21 protein-coding genes are annotated in these 19,252 nt (G+C 30.6%); all 21 read left to right on the forward strand.

Going from position 1 to position 19,252, the window contains the following annotated elements:
• Positions 1–132 precede the first annotated feature (132 nt).
• The 21 genes from ACLUJM_RS01630 (at position 133) to ACLUJM_RS01730 (ending at position 19,222) form a co-directional block, all read left to right on the forward strand.
• Positions 133–312: a cell wall-binding repeat-containing protein gene (locus tag ACLUJM_RS01630; RefSeq protein ID WP_412412074.1), complete on the forward strand. Its 180-nt coding sequence runs from the start codon at positions 133–135 to the stop codon at positions 310–312.
• An 86-nt stretch (positions 313–398) separates the two neighbouring features.
• The gene (locus tag ACLUJM_RS01635; protein WP_278735760.1) at positions 399–809 is read left to right on the forward strand and encodes a GNAT family N-acetyltransferase; all 411 of its coding nucleotides are present in this window, start codon (positions 399–401) and stop codon (positions 807–809) included.
• 134 nt (positions 810–943) lie between these two features.
• Positions 944–1,567, forward strand: coding sequence for an ECF transporter S component (locus tag ACLUJM_RS01640; protein ID WP_412412012.1), 624 nt, complete (start codon positions 944–946; stop codon positions 1,565–1,567).
• Positions 1,564–2,295, forward strand: coding sequence for an energy-coupling factor transporter transmembrane component T family protein (locus ACLUJM_RS01645; RefSeq protein ID WP_412412013.1), 732 nt, complete (start codon positions 1,564–1,566; stop codon positions 2,293–2,295). The genes ACLUJM_RS01640 and ACLUJM_RS01645 overlap by 4 nt, the downstream gene beginning before the upstream one ends.
• On the forward strand, positions 2,295–3,131 hold the full coding sequence (locus tag ACLUJM_RS01650) for an energy-coupling factor ABC transporter ATP-binding protein (protein ID WP_412412015.1): 837 nt from the start codon (positions 2,295–2,297) through the stop codon (positions 3,129–3,131). Before ACLUJM_RS01645 ends, ACLUJM_RS01650 begins: the two co-directional genes overlap by 1 nt.
• Positions 3,131–3,949 carry an ABC transporter ATP-binding protein gene (locus tag ACLUJM_RS01655; protein ID WP_316511128.1) on the forward strand — a complete coding sequence of 273 codons (819 nt, stop codon included), beginning with the start codon at positions 3,131–3,133 and terminating at the stop codon, positions 3,947–3,949. The genes ACLUJM_RS01650 and ACLUJM_RS01655 overlap by 1 nt, the downstream gene beginning before the upstream one ends.
• Positions 3,942–4,844 (forward strand): nucleoside hydrolase, encoded by a 903-nt coding sequence (locus tag ACLUJM_RS01660; RefSeq protein ID WP_412412017.1) that lies wholly within the window; start codon positions 3,942–3,944, stop codon positions 4,842–4,844. Before ACLUJM_RS01655 ends, ACLUJM_RS01660 begins: the two co-directional genes overlap by 8 nt.
• Before the next feature lie 177 nt (positions 4,845–5,021).
• On the forward strand, positions 5,022–5,699 hold the full coding sequence (locus ACLUJM_RS01665; RefSeq protein ID WP_412412018.1) for a YveK family protein: 678 nt from the start codon (positions 5,022–5,024) through the stop codon (positions 5,697–5,699).
• A 1-nt stretch (position 5,700) separates the two neighbouring features.
• A complete protein-coding gene (locus ACLUJM_RS01670; RefSeq protein ID WP_412412019.1) occupies positions 5,701–6,393 on the forward strand; it encodes a CpsD/CapB family tyrosine-protein kinase in 693 nt (230 codons plus the stop codon).
• 30 nt (positions 6,394–6,423) lie between these two features.
• The gene (locus ACLUJM_RS01675) at positions 6,424–7,224 is read left to right on the forward strand and encodes a tyrosine-protein phosphatase (protein WP_306478998.1); all 801 of its coding nucleotides are present in this window, start codon (positions 6,424–6,426) and stop codon (positions 7,222–7,224) included.
• Positions 7,214–7,627, forward strand: coding sequence for an SH3 domain-containing protein (locus tag ACLUJM_RS01680; RefSeq protein ID WP_306478997.1), 414 nt, complete (start codon positions 7,214–7,216; stop codon positions 7,625–7,627). Before ACLUJM_RS01675 ends, ACLUJM_RS01680 begins: the two co-directional genes overlap by 11 nt.
• A 1-nt stretch (position 7,628) precedes the next feature.
• Positions 7,629–9,050, forward strand: coding sequence for an LCP family protein (locus ACLUJM_RS01685; protein WP_306478996.1), 1,422 nt, complete (start codon positions 7,629–7,631; stop codon positions 9,048–9,050).
• A 62-nt stretch (positions 9,051–9,112) separates the two neighbouring features.
• Positions 9,113–10,129 carry a UDP-glucose 4-epimerase GalE gene (galE, locus tag ACLUJM_RS01690; protein ID WP_306478995.1) on the forward strand — a complete coding sequence of 339 codons (1,017 nt, stop codon included), beginning with the start codon at positions 9,113–9,115 and terminating at the stop codon, positions 10,127–10,129.
• A 119-nt stretch (positions 10,130–10,248) separates the two neighbouring features.
• Positions 10,249–11,439: a DegT/DnrJ/EryC1/StrS family aminotransferase gene (locus ACLUJM_RS01695; protein ID WP_412412020.1), complete on the forward strand. Its 1,191-nt coding sequence runs from the start codon at positions 10,249–10,251 to the stop codon at positions 11,437–11,439.
• A 9-nt stretch (positions 11,440–11,448) separates the two neighbouring features.
• Positions 11,449–12,042, forward strand: a complete 594-nt coding sequence (locus ACLUJM_RS01700; protein ID WP_102164166.1) for a sugar transferase — start codon at positions 11,449–11,451, stop codon at positions 12,040–12,042.
• Between the two features lie 14 nt (positions 12,043–12,056).
• Complete coding sequence (locus tag ACLUJM_RS01705) at positions 12,057–13,253, forward strand: ATP-grasp domain-containing protein (RefSeq protein WP_102164167.1); 1,197 nt, start codon at positions 12,057–12,059, stop codon at positions 13,251–13,253.
• Positions 13,243–14,496 (forward strand): hypothetical protein, encoded by a 1,254-nt coding sequence (locus ACLUJM_RS01710; RefSeq protein ID WP_306478993.1) that lies wholly within the window; start codon positions 13,243–13,245, stop codon positions 14,494–14,496. Before ACLUJM_RS01705 ends, ACLUJM_RS01710 begins: the two co-directional genes overlap by 11 nt.
• On the forward strand, positions 14,496–15,491 hold the full coding sequence (locus ACLUJM_RS01715; protein ID WP_102164169.1) for an ornithine cyclodeaminase family protein: 996 nt from the start codon (positions 14,496–14,498) through the stop codon (positions 15,489–15,491). The genes ACLUJM_RS01710 and ACLUJM_RS01715 overlap by 1 nt, the downstream gene beginning before the upstream one ends.
• Complete coding sequence (locus ACLUJM_RS01720; protein ID WP_102164170.1) at positions 15,488–16,543, forward strand: sugar-transfer associated ATP-grasp domain-containing protein; 1,056 nt, start codon at positions 15,488–15,490, stop codon at positions 16,541–16,543. The genes ACLUJM_RS01715 and ACLUJM_RS01720 overlap by 4 nt, the downstream gene beginning before the upstream one ends.
• Before the next feature lies 1 nt (position 16,544).
• Complete coding sequence (locus tag ACLUJM_RS01725; RefSeq protein ID WP_102164171.1) at positions 16,545–17,771, forward strand: glycosyltransferase; 1,227 nt, start codon at positions 16,545–16,547, stop codon at positions 17,769–17,771.
• Positions 17,771–19,222 carry an O-antigen polysaccharide polymerase Wzy family protein gene (locus ACLUJM_RS01730; protein WP_102164172.1) on the forward strand — a complete coding sequence of 484 codons (1,452 nt, stop codon included), beginning with the start codon at positions 17,771–17,773 and terminating at the stop codon, positions 19,220–19,222. Before ACLUJM_RS01725 ends, ACLUJM_RS01730 begins: the two co-directional genes overlap by 1 nt.
• The last annotated feature ends 30 nt before the right edge of the window (positions 19,223–19,252 follow it).

Below are 19,252 nucleotides of genomic sequence, written 5' to 3' on the forward strand. Positions count from 1 at the left end.
AATAGTTCTAAAATATTATTTTTACGACATGGTTGTTAAAAAAGACTACGAAACGGATAATATTTATCTTAGAAGAACCACAATTGATAAACATGTATTCATACCTGAGATAGGAGAAAATATTATTAATTTATTAAAAATGGATATAATTACGTTAATGCTTTGGTTTCTGGACCTATAACTCAAATAAAAAATACTACAATAATATTACTTGAAAAAGATAAGATTCCATCATCTGTTCAAAAATATTTGAATGATTCTAAAATCAAAGAAATTCAAATAATCGGAGGGGCAGAAAGTATATCAAAATAACCAACCAAGAGATATTGGCATGAAAGCTGATATCTCTTTTTTTGTAAAATTTAGAAAAATAATGGATAATTTTTATGAGGTGAGTTATGAATACAAAATACGTTTTAAAAAATGCAGCGGTTAGTCCAGATGATTACAACGAATTGCGTGAAAAATCTGGTATAGGAAATAAAAAATCGAAAGAAAATGCGGAAACTGCAATAGAAAATTCTCTTTTTATTACATCGATTTATGATGGGGACAAGTTAATTGCGATGGCAAGGGTTGTAGGAGATGGGGCAATTAGTCTTGTGGTTACTGATGTGATGGTGGATTCAGAATATCAGAAAAATGGTTTGGGAAGAGTTTTAATGAATGAGATTAACAAATACTTGGACGAAAATTATGATGAGGATAGCTATATTATTTTGTTGGCGAACACTCCTTACGATGCATTTTACGAAAAATTTCATTTCAAACAATTTCCTAACAAGAAGGGTATGCTAAGAGTTTTGTAAATTTTGAATTAAATATTTTAGTAACAGAAAATTTTTGTTCGTAGTTTTAACGAAAAGTGATTTATTAATTGGCCAAATTATGATAAAATTTATTCAACGCGAAAATTTTTTCGTAAAATTTATAGGAGGAATTTATGAAATCTAAATCTAAGATGAGCTATAACTTGTCGGTAATTTTACTAATTCCACTTGGTATAGCTATCAATTTTGTTGGTGCAAATTTGACTGCAGCATTAAAATTACCGGTTTATTTGGATGTTATAGGAACTGTGTTCACAGGTGTATTGTGCGGACCATGGATTGGTTTTCTTACAGGTGTTGTCACAAACATCGTGACATCTGTTACTAATCCTACACAACTACCATATATGATTGTAAGTGGTGCGATTGGTTTGGTTGCAGGGATTTGTGGAAAGAAGGCAATGTTCAAGACTCCAGCGAGAACATTTGTAGTAGCAGTTATTATTTGGCTTGTGGCTTTGATTACATCTGCACCAATTACTGTTTTGGTCTTCGGTGGTGTTACTGGGGCGAGTGGTTCAAGTGCAATCACGACGTTTTTGGTTGCAACAGGAAAAGGATTATGGGAATCTGTTATAGGTTCAACTGTGTTTACAGAAACTTTGGATAAGTTTTTGACTTCGTTTGCAGTTTATTTCCTTATAAAATCCATCCCTAACAGACATTTGTTGAGATATCCTAATGGAATTAAATACATAAAAGAAAAGAAGAACAAATACGTGAGAGGTGCAAAATGATATCTAAAATTTTCCCAACAACAAAACTTTTTATGGTTATAGTTACAGTTATTATTTCGTTGGTTTTGCCATGGCAATTCGCATACCTTTTTGTACTTCCATTAAGCTTGGTATTAGCTTTGTTGGATAATAAATTCAAACAATACGTGAAAAAATTGTGGATAGTTTTGTTATTAGTATTATTAATAATGTTTTTGTTCCAATTATTCTTGGACAAATCAACAGAACACGTGTATTTGAATTTAGGATTTATGAGAGTGACACTTAACGGAATATTAAATGGGTTGGAACAAACAAAATTCATTCTAACGCTTATAACTTTGTTTTTGTTATTCTTCGAAACAACGGACATTGAAGATTTGATGATAGCTCTTCAACAAAAAAGAGTAAGTCACGTTACAAGTTACGTAATTATGGCGACAATGACTATGATTCCAGAAATGATTAAGAAAAGTTCCAAAATCATAAAAGCACAACAAGCACGTGGGATTGAAACAACAGGCTCCATCAAAAACAGAGCGAAGGCGTTCTTCCCGTCACTTGGGCCTTTGATTATATCCTCACTTTCAGAAATTGATGAAAAGACAATTACACTTGAAGCACGTGGATTTGCATCTGAAAATGAAAAAACATGTCTCAAAGAAATCAAGAAAACAACTACGGACAGAATTATTTTTTACGTTTTCATTGCATTGGTTGTGTTGGCATTAGTGTGGAGGTTTAAATAATGATAGAACTTAAAAATGTTTCGTTCAAATATGAACTTCAAGAAGAAAAAACGATAAAAAACTTGGATTTGTACGTTAAGCAAGGAGAATTTGTTGGGATTATTGGGAAAAATGGTTCCGGCAAGACGACTTTGTGCAATATCATTAGAGGGATAATTCCAGACTTCGTTCAAGGTACAATCACAGGAAGTATTTCTATCGACAATAAAAACATCAACCATATCGAACGAGGAGAAATGGCGGAATTAGTTGGATTTGTATTCCAAAATCCATTCAGCCAAATCTCTGGAATAAAGAAAACTGTATTCGAAGAAATCGCCTACGGACTAGAAAACTTGGGGGTTCCAAGAGAAGAGATCAGACAAAGAGTAACCGAGGTCATTAAATTACTTAAAATAGAAGATTTGCAAGACAAAAATCCTAACGAACTATCAGGTGGTCAATCGCAAAGAGTTGCGATAGCTTCAATCATCGTAATGAATCCAAAAGTATTGATATTTGATGAGCCAACAAGTCAGCTTGACCCACTGGGAACTGAAGAAATCTTCGATATTTTGAAACTTTTAAAATCACAAAACAAAACAATAATACTGGTAGAACACAAAATTGATTTGATAGCAGAATACGCCGATAGAGTTGTGGTAATGGACGATGGAGAAATCATCTTCAATGGTGAAACTCACGAAGTTTTATCAAACGACAAAATCGAACAGCACAATGTATCTATGCCTATAGTTTCAAAACTTGCATACAAATTAAATGAAGAAAAGCCAAGATTTTTCAAAAACATCCCTATAACTTTAGATGAATGCAAGAAAGAATTGGAGGAAAACTAATGAGCAAATTAGAATTTAAAAATGTAAGCTTTACTTATCCTAATGGATTCAAAGCGATTAATGATTTGAATTTGGTCGTAAATTCTTCAGAAAAAGTTGCAATCGTGGGACAAAATGGAGCCGGAAAATCGACTTGTGCAAAACTGATGAACGGACTATTGAGACCAAGCTCTGGGGAGATTTTGTTAGATGGAAACAACACAAAAGATATGACCACAGCACAAATATCCAGAAAAGTAGGCTACGTATTCCAAAATCCAAACGATCAAATCTTCAACTCCACAGTTTACGATGAAGTCGCTTTTTCGTTGAGAGCATTAAAAGTCGACGAAGATGAAATGGACAAACGTGTCAGACAAGCTTGTGAAATCTGTGAACTTTCAGAATATTTGGACGACCATCCTTATGATTTGCCATTTAGTACGAGAAAATTCATCACGATAGCAATTACAATCGCAAATGACTGCGACATTTTCATATTTGACGAACCGACAGCAGGACAAGACGCATATTCTATGAGTTGCTTGAAAAGAGTAATCGATCATTTGCACGATTTGAACAAAACAATCATAACGATAACTCACGATATGGAATTTGTCGTTGAAAACTTCGACAGAGTTGTCGTGATGTCCAACAAAGAAATCATTAAAGATGCTGATAAAAAGGAAGTTTTTGATGAAGATGAAATCCTACAAAAAGCATACATCCAACCACCTGTGGTAAAAAGACTTTGCAACTCAATTAATTTGAACGAAAAATTATTGTCGGTGGATGATTTTGTAGATTACATCAAAAATTTTGGAGGTGCTAATGATTAATTGTATATTGGATTTTGATCCGGGAGTTGATGATGCAGCAGCTTTATTTGCAATTAAAAAAGCAAAAAATTTAAATTTGTTGGCACTTTCTTCAGTAAACGGGAACGTATCAATCGAACACACAACAAGAAACATGCAATGCTTGGCAAAACTTTTGGACATAAATGTTCCTATGGGAAAAGGACAAGAAGTACCACTTGTAAGAGAGCCTTTCTTTGCAACGGTTCATGGAAATGATGGAATTGCAGGATTCAGAGATATGATTGAATCAGAAGATGTGAATGAACTTACAAGCGAAAATTCCGTTACAATGATGCACGAAATCATTCAAAAATCGACTGAAAAAATCACGATAATTGCAGTTGGACCACTTACAAACATCGCGCTATTGCTTCGAACTTTTCCGGAAGACAAGGGAAAAATCGAACAAATCAGCATCATGGGTGGCTCCATTACCAGAGGTAACGTCACAAGTCTCAGTGAATTTAATTTTTTTGTCGATCCAGAAGCAGCGAAAATCGTATTTGAAAGCGGAGTTAAAATCATAATGGCAGGACTAAACGTAACACAAAAAGCCAGCATAACTGACGAGCAAATTCAGTTCTTGGACACAATTGAAACCAAAAGAACAAAATTTGCACACAGAATTTTAAAATACTACGCATCAAATGATGCAGGAATTCACGATCCTTGTTCAGTAATCGTATTGGATAGTCCAGAAGTTTTTGAAACAGAAGACATGTATATTAAAATCGATGTGCAAAACGATGAAACACGTGGAATGAGCTACAGGGATTTAATCAAAGAAGAAAATGGTGAATTCAACTGCAAAGTTATCACTAAAATAAACAGAGAAAAATTTAGAGAAATATTAATGCAAGCTCTAACAGATTAAAATTACTCCGAGAAATATCTCGGAGTTTTTTGCTTGATTATTAAAAAAGTTTTTCTGACAAATGTTTGCTTTTAAAAAAAGTAAAATCTGTGTTTTGTTGTTTACAAAAAAAATCATATGATATAAAATTATATAGATGTTAATAAAATTATTACAAATAAATCTTCGGAGGAATTTATGGAAGAGATTAGTTTACTAGAACTTATAGAAGGAATAAAAAGAAGAATAAAGTGGATTATTTTATTCATGATTCTCGGAGGGCTTTTAGCTTTTGGTGTTAGCAAATTTTTGATAAGGCCACAATACGAAGCTTCTACAACTATGATAATAGGAAAACCAAAAGATTATGACAAAACAGAAAATATACAGTACGATCAAGTAATGCTAAATCAAAAACTAGTATCTACATACAGCGAAATAATCAAATCAAGGGGTATTGCAGAACAAGTAATCAAAAACCTACAACTTGATTTTGACCTTGAAAAGTATCAAAAGAAGGTAGAAGTAGAACCAGTAAAAGACACAGAATTAATTTCTGTTAAAGTAAGAGACAACATTCCTCAAAGAGCGATGGATATAGCAAATGAAACAGCGGAAATTTTCCAAAAAGATATCAAAACGATAATGCATGTAGATAATGTAAACATATTAGATGAAGCAATGATTCCTGACAAACCATCTGCTCCTAAAATTATGCGAAACACAGCATTAGGAGCTTTATTAGGATTATTCATTTCATCATTTATTGCAGTATTCATAGAAATTAATGACACCAGGATAAAATCTGCAGAAGAATTACAAGAAAAATTCAACATACCAGTACTTGGTGTAATACCAGAAATTAAGGAGAAATAGTATGGCGAAAAAACACGCTTATTATAGCAATACATCTATGATTGACGAAGCAATCAGAACGTTAAGAACAAACTTGTCATTTTCATCAATAGATAAACAATTAAAAAAAATAGTAATAACATCTTCACATCCTAGTGAAGGAAAGTCGACAATCGCATTAAAATTAGCAAGATCAATGTCGAAAAACCACCAAAAAGTATTGTTGATTGATTGCGACCTTAGAAACCCATCAATTGGGAAAATAATGGAAACTCAATTTAATTTGGGTTTAACCAATCTTTTAGTAAAAGGATTAGACTTTGATCAAGTGAAAATGAAAGATAGCGAAGAAAGTGAGCTAGACATATTACTAACAGGACCGACGCCTCCAAATCCATCAGAATTACTTGGATCTGAAAGAATGAAAAGATTACTTGAAAAGCTAGAAACAATATACGATGTCATCATATTAGACACACCTCCAGCAGGAATACTTACAGATGCACAAGTGTTATCAACGATGGCAGATGGAGTTTTACTTGTAGTAGCACAAGGTGAAACAAAATACGAAGAAATTGACGTAACTCTTCAAAACCTTAAACATGTAGGAGCCAACGTGTTAGGAACAGTGTTGAATAAAGTAGAAGTTAAAAGCAAACACAAGTACGGATATGGATACGGCTACGGATACAAATATGGAAGCAGCCAATCCTAATATATAATATAGAAAAAATTGGAGAATATTATGATAGATATTCACACACATGTATTGTTCGGATTAGACGATGGAGCTCAAACTCTTGATGAATCCATAGCAATCATTCAAAAATATATAGAAAATGGATACAAAGGTATAGTAGCTACACCTCATCATTATAATGGTAAGTACTTACCATCTAAAAAAGAAATCATTGAAAGTAGGCAATCTATATTAAATGAGCTTAAAAATCGAAGCATAGATTTTGAAATATATCTTGGCAATGAAATATTTCTTGATGAAAACACAATACATGAATTGGAAAATCAAGAAGTATTCACATTAGCGGATTCAAAGTATGTTTTAATAGAATTTCCATTCTTGGGAAAAGTTAACTATGCTCCTTCTCTCATATATCAAATTCAATTATCAGGATACATACCTGTACTTGCGCATGTCGAACGATACCAGGTTACAAAAGAAGAATTTGATTTTATTGAAAAAATTTACAAAGCAGGAGCATTATTCCAGATAAATTTGAGTTCGTTAAAAAACGAAACCAGCCAAGAATATGAAATGGCTAATAAATTGCTTGACAAAGATATGGTTCAGTTGGTAGGCACAGATACCCACTCTCCAGAAAGAAGAAACCCAGATGTTAAGAAAGAATTAGACTATTTAAGAAACAAAATGGGTGAAAATTGGTACAATGAAGTTGTAATAGAAAATCCACAAAAGATAATACACGATGAATTTATTAGAAGAACTGAACTAGTTGATGAAATTCCTAAAATAAAAAAAGAATCATTCTGGAAAAAAATATTAAGAAGGAATAAAAATGAAAAATAGAATAAAATTTTTGATCATTCTTATGAGCCTAGTTGTAGTTACAACTGGCTGCTACGAACAGGAAACTTACGTTTCTGTGAGAACCCAAAAATCCAAAGATAAAAAAGAGGCTGAGAAAACAGAAAAAGAAGTAGCAGAAAGAATCGAAAAAAATAACGAAGATAACAAAGAAAATACAGAAAAAATACCAGCTAAGAAAATAGCAACAGTGAATGTGGAATCATTGAACATGAGAGAACAAGCTGGAACTGATCAAAGACTATTGGCATCTATTCCTCAAAACACAGAATTAGAAGTATTAGAAGAAAAAGATGTTGAAGGTGTCAAGTGGACAAAAGTAAAATACAATGATATTGAAGGATTTGTCCTATCAGAATACATCAATGTAAAAACAGGGGAATAGCATGAAAAACAAAGTATTAGCATCAGTGTTAGGCATAATTTCGTTAATAGCAGCAGCGTTTTTTTCTTACAACTTATTATCAAACAAATTATTGCCTAGTAAGTATCAAATAATTATAATAGCCGGGTTTGTGTTATTAACATTGTTAGTAGTACTACTAGTATCTAGGAAAAGTATAGTTGCCAAAACTATTGGAATAATACTTTTTTCAATAATCGTCGCTACAACAATTACAGGAACTTTTTATATAAACAAATCAATGAAAGCACTTGAAAAAGTTTCTAATACTGAAAGTATCAAACAAACCAAAGTAAAACTATCATTAGTAAAGTTAAAATCATCCAATCTAGAAGAGTTGAGTAAAAAAGATGATTTGGTAACACAAGTATATGAAAAAGAAAACAAAACAGATATCAATACATTTGTTGATGAAATAAAAGGGAAAATTAATAAAAATCTTAAAACAACAGATGTTGATTCATATATGTTAGCAGCAAAAAATCTCATAACAAAAAAAACGGATTTTATCGTTTTAAATGAGGCATATAGATCAGTAATTAAAGACTTCATACCAGAATTTGATGAATTAACAGAAGTAGTAGGGGATAAAGAATTTACTAGAATTAACAAGCTTTCAAATCAAGCTGAAGACAAAAATTCGTTTAACCTATATATTTCCGGGATAGATACATATGGTCCTATTGAAACAGTATCAAGATCAGATGTTAATTTAATAGTTTCAGTAAATCAAAAAACAAGGGAAATTTTGATAACAACTATTCCTAGAGATACTTATGTTCCAATAGCTGGTGGAGGAAACAATCAAAAAGATAAATTAACACATGCTGGAATCTATGGTATTGATTCGTCAATCAAAACATTAGAAAACTTCTTAGATACAAAACTTGATTATTACGCAAAAGTTAACTTCAATACATTAATAGAAGTAGTTGATGTGTTAGGCGGTGTTGACGTTGACAACGTGCAAACATTTAGTGCGGGTGGATATAACTTTCCAAAAGGAAAAGTTCACTTAGATGGAAAAAAAGCATTAGTATTCTCCAGAGAAAGATACCACTTAGCTGATGGTGACCATGATAGAGGAAGAAATCAAGAAAGAGTATTGAAAGCTATAATAGAAAAAGCTTCCAGACCAGAAAGTTTGCTCAAAACATCACCTATACTATCAATAGCTGAAAAATCAGCACAAACAAACATGTCTAAAGATTTTATGGTTCAAATGATAAACAAAGAAATTGATGCGCCTAAAGGATATGAAATAGAATCACAAGATTTAAAAGGTACAGGCAAAATGGGACTTCCATCCTATGCCATGCCTGGATACAGACTATATATGATGGTAGCAGATGATAGTAGTTTGAAAGAAGTAAAAGATAAGATAGAAAATACATTAAAAAATTAAGTCGGGATGGACTAGGTTAAGTCAATTTATTAATAATTATAGCATTTTATTGGGGAGAGAAAATGAGAGTATTATTAACAGGTGGTGCTGGATACATTGGTTCGCACACAGCTGTAGAACTATTAAATAGCAATCATGAAGTTATAATAGCTGATAATTTCGCTAATTCAAAGCCGGAAGTATTAAACAGGATAAGAAAAATAACTGGTAAAGATTTTAAATCCTATGATGTAGATGTTAAAGATAAAAATAAGTTATTAGTAATTTTTAAGGAAAATAAAATTGATGCTGTAATACATTTTGCAGGTTTTAAAGCTGTTGGAGAATCTGTCTCATCTCCATTAAAATACTATAGAAACAACATCGATACAATATTGACTGTACTTGAGTGTATGGAAGAATATGCAGTAAATAAGATTGTTTTTTCTTCATCAGCAACTGTTTATGGCGAAGAAAACAAATCTCCAAATGACGAGTCAATGAACAAAGGAACGTGTTCAAACCCTTATGGTTGGACCAAATTCATTATAGAACAAATAATAGAAGACACGGTACACTCCAATAAAAACTTATCGGGTGTAATACTCCGATACTTTAATCCAATTGGAGCACATGAAAGTGGTCTTATAGGAGAAGATCCTACAGGAATTCCTAATAATCTAATGCCTTATATAACACAGGTTGCAATTGGAAAAAGGGATAAACTTACAATATTTGGGGACGATTATAACACTCCAGATGGAACATGCCTAAGAGATTATATTCATGTGGTCGATTTGGCAATTGGCCATGTAAAAGCATTAGATTTTGGTTGCAGCAAAGGGATTAATATTATAAATTTAGGTACAGGAACCCCTTGTAGTGTACTTCAATTGGTTAGTTCTTTCGAAAAAGCAAATAATATTAAAATAAAAAAAGAAATAGGACCAAGAAGACCTGGAGATCTAGACGAAGTTTGGGCAAATGCTGATAAAGCCGCGAAATTGATAAATTGGAGAGCTACTAGAAGTTTAGAAGATATGTGTAAAGATTCATGGAATTGGCAGAAAAATAATCCAAAAGGGTACAATAATTATTAGAAATAGTTAGGCATTTAAGTTTATAATATTACAAATGGCAGAATTATGAGACACGATATTTTAAATTAATAAATTTCAATTAAAAAGAATATAGAAATAGAATAATAATAAGGAGAAAAATGAAAATTCAATTTTCACCACCTGATATAAGTAATGAAGAAATTAATGAAGTGATAGATGCTTTGAAATCAGGTTGGATTACAACAGGACCAAAAACAAAAAAATTAGAAAAAAAAGTTGCAAGTTATTGTGAAGCGGATGGGGCAGTTTGTTTAAATTCGCAAACCGCATGTGCGGAATTAACTTTGAGATTACTAGGTATTGGTGAAGGCGATGTAGTTATTGTTCCAGCATATACATATACTGCTACAGCGTCAGTAGTATGTCACGTAGGTGCTAAGTTAGTTCTTGTTGACTCATATCCAAATAAAATAGAAATGGATTATGATAAATTAGAGAACGCTATAACAGAGAAAACAAAAGCGATAATACCAGTAGATGTTGCTGGAATACCATGTGATTATGACAGAATTCATCAAATAGTGGAGAAAAAGAGAACTATTTTTAAACCTAGCAATAAGATACAAGAAGCGATAGGAAGAGTCGTAATATGCGAAGATGCTGCACATGCATTTGGAGCAAGTTATAAAGGAAATAAGATAGGAAGTGTTTCTGATTTTACATGTTTTAGCTTTCATGCAGTTAAAAATTTTACTACAGCTGAAGGTGGAGCAGTGACTTGGAAATCAATAGCTGGAATTAGTGATGAGGACATTTATAAAAAATATCAATTATTTTCATTACATGGACAATCAAAAGATGCGTTGTCTAAAATGCAAGTTGGTGCCTGGGAGTATGACGTAATAGGACCATGGTATAAGTGTAATATGACAGATGTTCTAGCATCATTAGGAATTGCTCAAATGAAGAGATATCCTGACATGTTGTTAAAAAGGAAAAAACTAATACAGCTTTATAATGAACAATTAGAACAAAGCGGAATTTACTACTTAAATCATTATTGTGATAATTATAATTCATCAGGTCATCTATATATAACAAGATTGACGGAAGCTGATGAAAATAAGAGAAATATAATTATTAAAAAAATGGGAGAACAAGGCATTGCATGTAATGTTCATTATAAACCATTACCGATGTTAACAGCATACAAAAACTTAGGTTTTAAAATATCAGATTATAAGAATGCTTATGATTTTTATAAAAACGAGATAACATTACCTTTGCATACTCTTCTTTCTGAAGAAGACGTTGAATATATTACAAGTAAATTAAGAAAATTGTTGTAGGGGGAAATCTTGTTTTATCAAAAAATTTTAAAAAGAGTTATTGATTTTTTTGTATCTTTAATTATATCACCGATAGTATTAATTATATGTATCATTTTTGGGTTACTTATATATATTGAAGATAAAGGGGATATCTTTTATATATCGGAACGAAGAGGAATAAACGGATCGGTGTTTAAAATGTACAAATTGAGATCAATGAAATTGAATTCACCTGATCTGAGAAATCCTGATGGGTCAACCTATAACAGCAATAAAGATGAAAGATTAACGAAAACAGGTAAATTAATAAGAAAATTATCAATAGATGAGTTGCCTCAAATTTTTAACGTCTTAAAGGGTGAAATGTCTTTCATAGGTCCAAGACCAAGTTTGGTTAGTATGAGATATGATGAATTAGATGAATATAGAAAAAAAAGATTAAATGTTTTACCTGGAATAACAGGGTACAGTCAAGCGTATTATAGAAATACAATATCGCAATCGGAAAAAATAATTAAAGATTGCTGGTATGTAGATAATATTTCACTGAGTACCGATTTAAAAATTTTAATAAAAACAATTAAAATAGTTCTGTTCAAAACAGGTATATACAATAGTTAGAGGTTTACTATAGTATGAAAAAAAAGAGAGTATTAGTGTTGGGAGCCTCCATTTTACAAAAACCTTTAATAGACAAGGTTATTGAAGATGGATATTATTTAGGAATTGTTGATTATAATGAAAATGCAGTCTGTGTTAAACAAGCGGACGAGTTTTTTTGTGTTAGCACGACGGATGAAAAAGGTGTATATGAAATTGCGAAAAAATTTAAGGCTGATGCAATTGTAACAACCGCTACAGATATGCCAGTCAGATCAATAGCTTATTCATCTGAAAAGCTAGGTTTAACTTCAATAAGTTATGAGTCCTCTCTTAAGGCTACCGATAAGGCACTTATGATTCAGTCTTTTGAAAAAGACGGCGTACCACATCCGTGGTACTTTATTTTAGAAAAAGAAAATAATTATGATTATAATCAATATTCTATAAAGTTTCCATGTGTTATTAAGCCAACGGATAGCTCTGGGAGTAGAGGAGTAAAGCTAGTAGAATCAATAGACCAACTAAACGATGCTATTATATACAGTAAAGGTTTTAGTAGAAACGGATCAGTAATTATTGAAGAGTATTTAGTAGGACAAGAAATCAGTATAGAAGTTATGTGTATTGATGGAGTTTCAAATATATTAGCAGTTACAAAAAAAGAGACAACAGGTAGTCCATATTTTGTTGAACTTGGACATAGCCAACCAGCAAATATTGAACAAAAATTAATGAATGAATTAAGACACTTAGTAAGTTCTACATGTGAGTCTATAGGTGTAAAAAACGGGCCTGCTCACATAGAGGTCATGATTACTAAAGAAGGACCTAAAGTTATAGAAATGGGAGCTAGGATGGGAGGAGATTTCATCACGAGCAATTTAGTACCATTAAGCACAGGAATAGATATGATAGAATTAATGCTTAAAATATCACTGAATGAAAAAGTAGTTTTACCAAGTAAAAACCAAAAGGGCTCTGCTATTCGTTATTTTAATATAAATCCAGGGAAAATAAAAAGTGTTCTAAGATTAAACGATGCGAAAAATCTTCCGGGAATAATAGAAATTGAAATATGTGTAAAGGAAGGGGACAATATTTCAGAAATAAAAAATAGTAGGGACAGAATTGGCCATGTAATAGCAGAGGGAGATAACGAAATTGAAGCTATTGAAAACGCGGAAAGAGCAATTAAGATGATTAAAATAGAGGTTGAAAATGAACAATAAAACTATACTTTTTTTAGGTGCTTCTAATTATTTTCTTGATGCAGCGAGATACGTAAAAGAAAAAGGATATAAATTAATAGCTGTAGATAATCAAGAATTGCCAAAAGCTGTAGTAAAATCAATCGCAGATGAATCTTATTCAATTAGCACAATAGATATTGAAAAAGTATACGAACTGTGCATTAATAAGAAGGTAGATGGCATATATGCTGGAGCAAGTGAAGTGAATATACCAATAGCAATTGAATTGTGTGAAAGATTAGGTTTGCCATACTACACAAACAGAAAACAGTGGGAAATGTCTACAAATAAAAGAATATTCAAAGATAAATGTATAGAACACGGAATTGACGTAACAGAGACATTTGATATCGGGGATGATAAGCTAGATGATATGAAGTACTATCCTTTAGTTACTAAGCCAGTGGATAACAACGGATCAACTGGAATAAGTATTTGTAAAAATAAAGAACAACTAAAGGCAGGTATCGATAAGGCGCTACATAATTCGAAATCAAAGAATATCTTAATTGAAAGATATATTCCATCAGATAGCGTAATCATACAATATACAATTCAAGACGGAATAGTAAAATATTGTGGCATGAGTGATAAAAAATCAAAAAAAATAGAAGAAAACGCAGCGCCTGTTATGGCACTACAAGTATTTCCTTCCATCCATGAGGCAGAATATTTAGAGAGCACAAATGCGAAAGCTATAAAAATGATAAAAGATCAGGAAATCGAATATGGTGCTATATGGATTGAATCTTTTTATTATGAAAATAAATTTATTTTCAATGAGATAGGATTCAGATATGGAGGTTCATTGACTTACTATCCAGTAGAGTATTTTTATGGTATAAATCAGATGAAGATACTTATTAATCATTCGTTATATGGAAATGGACTATATAAGAATTTTGATGATATTACTGAAGTAAATCACGATAAGAACAAATTATATTCAATTTTACCTATACAAATTAAACCTTGTACTATAAAACAAATAAGAGGCATAGATAGATTGCGACAAATACAAGGAGTTCATGAATTTGTTCAATCACACTCAATAGGAGATACTATACCAGCTTCAGGGACTACACTACAGGTGTTTGGATATTTGCATGTTACGGGCAATACGATTGAGGAAATTAATGATACATTTAAAAAGTCGAAAGATGTACTAGATGTAAGTGACGAAAATGACGAAAATATGTTGTTTACAATTTGGGAGATATAATGAAAGACAAATTCCTATATATATCATCTGAAGATATATATTCATTGATAAACGAAAATTATGATTATATATTATCAACAGTTCAAGAAGCGTTATTGTTAACTCAATCTGACACTGTAATACAACATGATAAAACATCGCTAATAATAGATGAAAGAACTCAGAACAGAATTAACTGCCTTCCTGCTACTATTTTAGATAAAAACATTTCAGGGATAAAATGGATATCAGTTTTTCCATCTAATAAGAAAAAAGAAATAGATAATGTTGAAGGATTTACTTTGTTGTCTGAAACAGAAACGGGAAAGCTCAAAGCAATATTAAATTCATCATTAGCAACTAGTCTAAGGACTGCAGCTGTTGGAGCAATTGCTGCTAAGTATTTGGCTAAATCAAATTCAAAGGTTATAGGATTTATTGGTGCAGGTGAAGAAGCTAAAGCTCACTTTAAATTAATAAAATGTGTCATTCCAGAAATAAATACATGCTATTTTTCTTCAAGAACAAAAACTAAAATTACAGATTTAATTAATGAGTTAGAGAAGCTTTATCCAGATGTAAAATTTATTAATTCATCGAATGATTATGAAGAAGCTGCTAGTAATAGCGACATAATAATTACAGCCATTAGTTCCCAAGAGAAGGTCTTGAAGAAAAAATGGATAAAAGAAGGAAGCTTGTACATTCATGTTGCAGGACTTGAAGATGAATTTGATGTAGCATTAAGCGCAAATAAGATTATTTGTGATAGTTGGGAATGTGTAAAACATAGGACGCAGACAATTTCACAGATGTACAAAAAAGGATTATTGAAAGATAGCGATATATATTCTGACCTTGTTGACATAATAAATGGAAGAAAAAAAGGTAGAGAAAGCAATAATGAATTTATTTACTTCAATTCTGTAGGATTAGCTCTTATAGATGTGTGTCTAGCAAATAGTTTATATGAATTGGCAGTTGAATACGATAAAGGAAATTGGATTGTAAAATGAAAAAAAATGATAAAACCGACAATCATACTCAGAAAATTACAGGATATAATAGTTCAAGAGGAATTGAATATATAACTGTTCATTTAAAAAAATATAATTTATTGCAAAAGTACTTTATAGAAGAAAATGTCGGCTTTTTTAAAAAAATTTATATTATTTTAGATTTTATACGGTGTACACTACGATACGGATGTGGAATAAATGATTATTTTCAATATAAATTTTTCTATAGAAGATCATATGATAGAAAAAAATTTATTGTAGCTCGTAAATGGAAAAAAATAGTGACTATTTGTAATGGAAAATTAAAAACTAAAGAGTTTGATGATAAGAGCATATTTTACCAAAATTACACTGAATTTCTTGGGAGAGCTTGGATAGATTTAAGCAAAGCAACATATGATGAGTTTCATGAGTTTGTGGTTAAATTCCCGGTTTCTATGTATAAGGTAAAAGATGGTAGCGGTGGAAATGGAATAGGAATACTAGATTACGATGCAATATCAGACTTGAAGCAAAAGTATTTGGAATTACGTGCTATGAATGTAATTTTAGAAGAATTAATTATACAGAACCAAGAAATGTCAGATTTCAATCCGTCATCAGTAAATACATTAAGAGTTGTTACTATAAATACAGGTAAAACTATTGAAATAATGAACGCTGTATTTAGGTGTGGAAATGGAAAAGGATGCACAGATAATTTTCATCATTTAGGACTTGCGGCACTAATAGATATAGATACTGGAATAGTATATACACAAGCAATAGATAAAAAAAATAATAGATATATATTTCACCCAAGATCAAACAAACAAATAGTAGGATTTAAAATTCCATACTGGGAAAATGTGCTTGAAACAGTCAAAAGAGCTGCTGATGTTAATAAAAATATTAGATATGTAGGTTGGGATATAGCTATAAAAAATGATGGAACTATTTGTATTATTGAAGGTAATAGCGCATCAGATCCAGATGTTGTTCAAATGCCTGATCAAATAGGGAAGCTACCATTTTACTCTAAAGTATTAGATAAGTTAGAAAGGAAATAGAATGACATTAATAATAATTTCTGACTTTATGCAGGATGAAATTTATCTAAATGAAGAAGTAAAATATTATGACGAGAAAGATAAAATATTTTTTTTCACAGTAAAAGGCCATGAATATAGTAATACGCATATAAACATTCCTAGCTATTTCAAAATTGGCAAGTTAGGTATACATTACAATTCAATTATTCATAGGATTATATGTTTAATAAGAAGTATTTTCAGGAAAGATATGATTAGTGAATTAAAATATATGGTAGAAACGAAAAAATTAACTTTTAATTCTCTAAAACGTCTTTTCTTATTTTCATCTAAAAGCGAATTGGTATTAAGTAATATAAAAAAAGTATTTGATAAAAATCAAATGTTAAAGACAGAAAATCTTATTTTTTATACATATAGGGTAGGGTTTTCTAGCTTGGCCTGCTGCCGATTAAAAGATATTTTTCCTAATGCTAAGGTTGTATCTAGATGTCATGCGCAAGATATATTTGAGTTTAGAAATAAGGAAAATTATTTGCCATATAGAAGCTATCTATACAGTAGAATTGATGAAATACATTGTATATCAGAAGACGGAATGAGATATCTAGAAAATTATGATGAATTAAATAAAAAAACCTTTCTTCATAGACTAGGTACAAAAGAAATAAAACTTAATAACAAAATAAATAATAGAAATTTTGTAATATTAACATGTTCTAGAATTGCTAGAATTAAGAGAATTCATGTTATAGCAGGTGCTCTTACAAATATAAAAGATGGATACATCAAGTGGGTGCATTATGGAGATGGAGACGAAAAATACTTAGAAGAAATAAAAGACATTATTAAAAATTGTGGACAAAATATTTCAGTAGATTTTAGGGGATTCTGCGATAATGATAAATATTTGAACATTATCGAAAACGAAGAATTTTCAGTATTCATTAATGTTAGTGAATCAGAAGGGTTACCTGTTTCTATAATGGAAGCGGAATCTGTAGGTATGCCAGTAATCGCTACAAATGTAGGTGGCACATCAGAAGCTGTAATTAATGGAGAAAATGGGATACTCTTAGATGCTAATTTAACAGAAGAACAATTAATAGAAGCGATTTTAAAAATCAAGTTTATGGATTCTAACTTGTATAATACTTATAAATACAATTCAAGAAAAATATGGGAAAAAAAATTTAGAAACTCAGTAAACTATAAGGATTTTATAAATCATTTAAAGGAGATTTGATGAATAATTTATCAGATATAAGTAATAAAAGCAGACAATTTAATGCAAAATACATTATAATATCTATTATTACTCTATTGATATTTTTTATTATTTCAGTAGTTAGTGAAACTAATACTTTATTTTTTTTAGTGATGTTTTTATTTGTAATGCTTATGGTCTTCAACATAAAAAACTATAAGAAAAATATTGTTCTAATAATGTTTCTGATATGTTATTTTATGTTTTTATTAGGATCGTATTTTTTGTATGAATTTTTTGGGTATTCAAATGGAGTGGTGCTTTTTGACACAACAACGCATAATCATATATATTTATCATTGTTAATTTCCTTAATAGGAATATCAGTAGGATATTATACTTCATCGGTAAATATAAACGGAATTAGGGTTAAGTCTAAAATATACAACGATGAATTATTTAGAAAGGCTAGCCTAATATTATATTATACTTCTTATATACCTTATATTATTATTGAAATATTAAGAGTAATAAAGGTTAGAGAAGTAGGATACACGGAATTGTATATAGATGAAGCAGTTAGAATTCCATATTTGATTACTTTATTCGCTTATGGATGTAGAATCTATTTCTTTGTTTATCTTTCTACATTACCAAAAAAGAAAGAAGCAAATTTTCCTATTTTATTATTTTTAATATATTCTTTTATTACATTGATGACAGGGAACAGATCTATATTTGTTGTAAATGTTTCGTTAATTTTTATATATTTTATTCTAAGAAGTTCGGATAATTCTGGGAAGAATGAATGGATAAGTAAACGCAAAATTATAACATTAATGATAATAGTACCTTTTTTTATTATTGGCTTGGATATAGTAGGAAGCATTAGATTTAATAACACAATTTTTGAAACGAATAGATCATCATCATTTATAGATATTTTTGTAAAGCAAGGAGTAAGTTCAAGTGTAATAGGATATGGAAAATTATATGAACATAAAATTCCCAGAAAAATTTATTCATTCGGATCTACTATTGAAGCACTGAAATATAATCCTATAAGTAATATACTATTTAACTTCAATTCATTTGGTGGAAATAGTATTCAAAAAGCAATAAATGGTAATTCGTTTGCACATATTATTTCATATCTTGTTCTACCATATGGATATGTAAGAGGTAGAGGTTTAGGCACATGTTATATTGCAGAAGCATACAATGATTTTGGCTATTTTGGAGTTTTGATTTTCAGCTATGTATATGGTATAGTTATAAAAAAATGCTCATCATTTACTTCTAAAACAATTTTAGGACGAAGTATAACATTAATGTTAATAGGGAGTTTGTTAATGATTCCCAGATCAAATGCTGATAGCATAATTAGTTTGTTTTTAAAATCAGAAGTGTTGGTTGCTATAGTTTTGATAAATTTTGTAGTGATAGTTTATAATAATATACGGAAAAGAAGAAAAATAATTAAAATTTAAACGGAAATTAATTGACATTGTTCACGAATG

The sequence above is a fragment of the Finegoldia sp. genome, assembly GCF_046991905.1.
Taxonomy (GTDB): domain Bacteria; phylum Bacillota; class Clostridia; order Tissierellales; family Peptoniphilaceae; genus Finegoldia.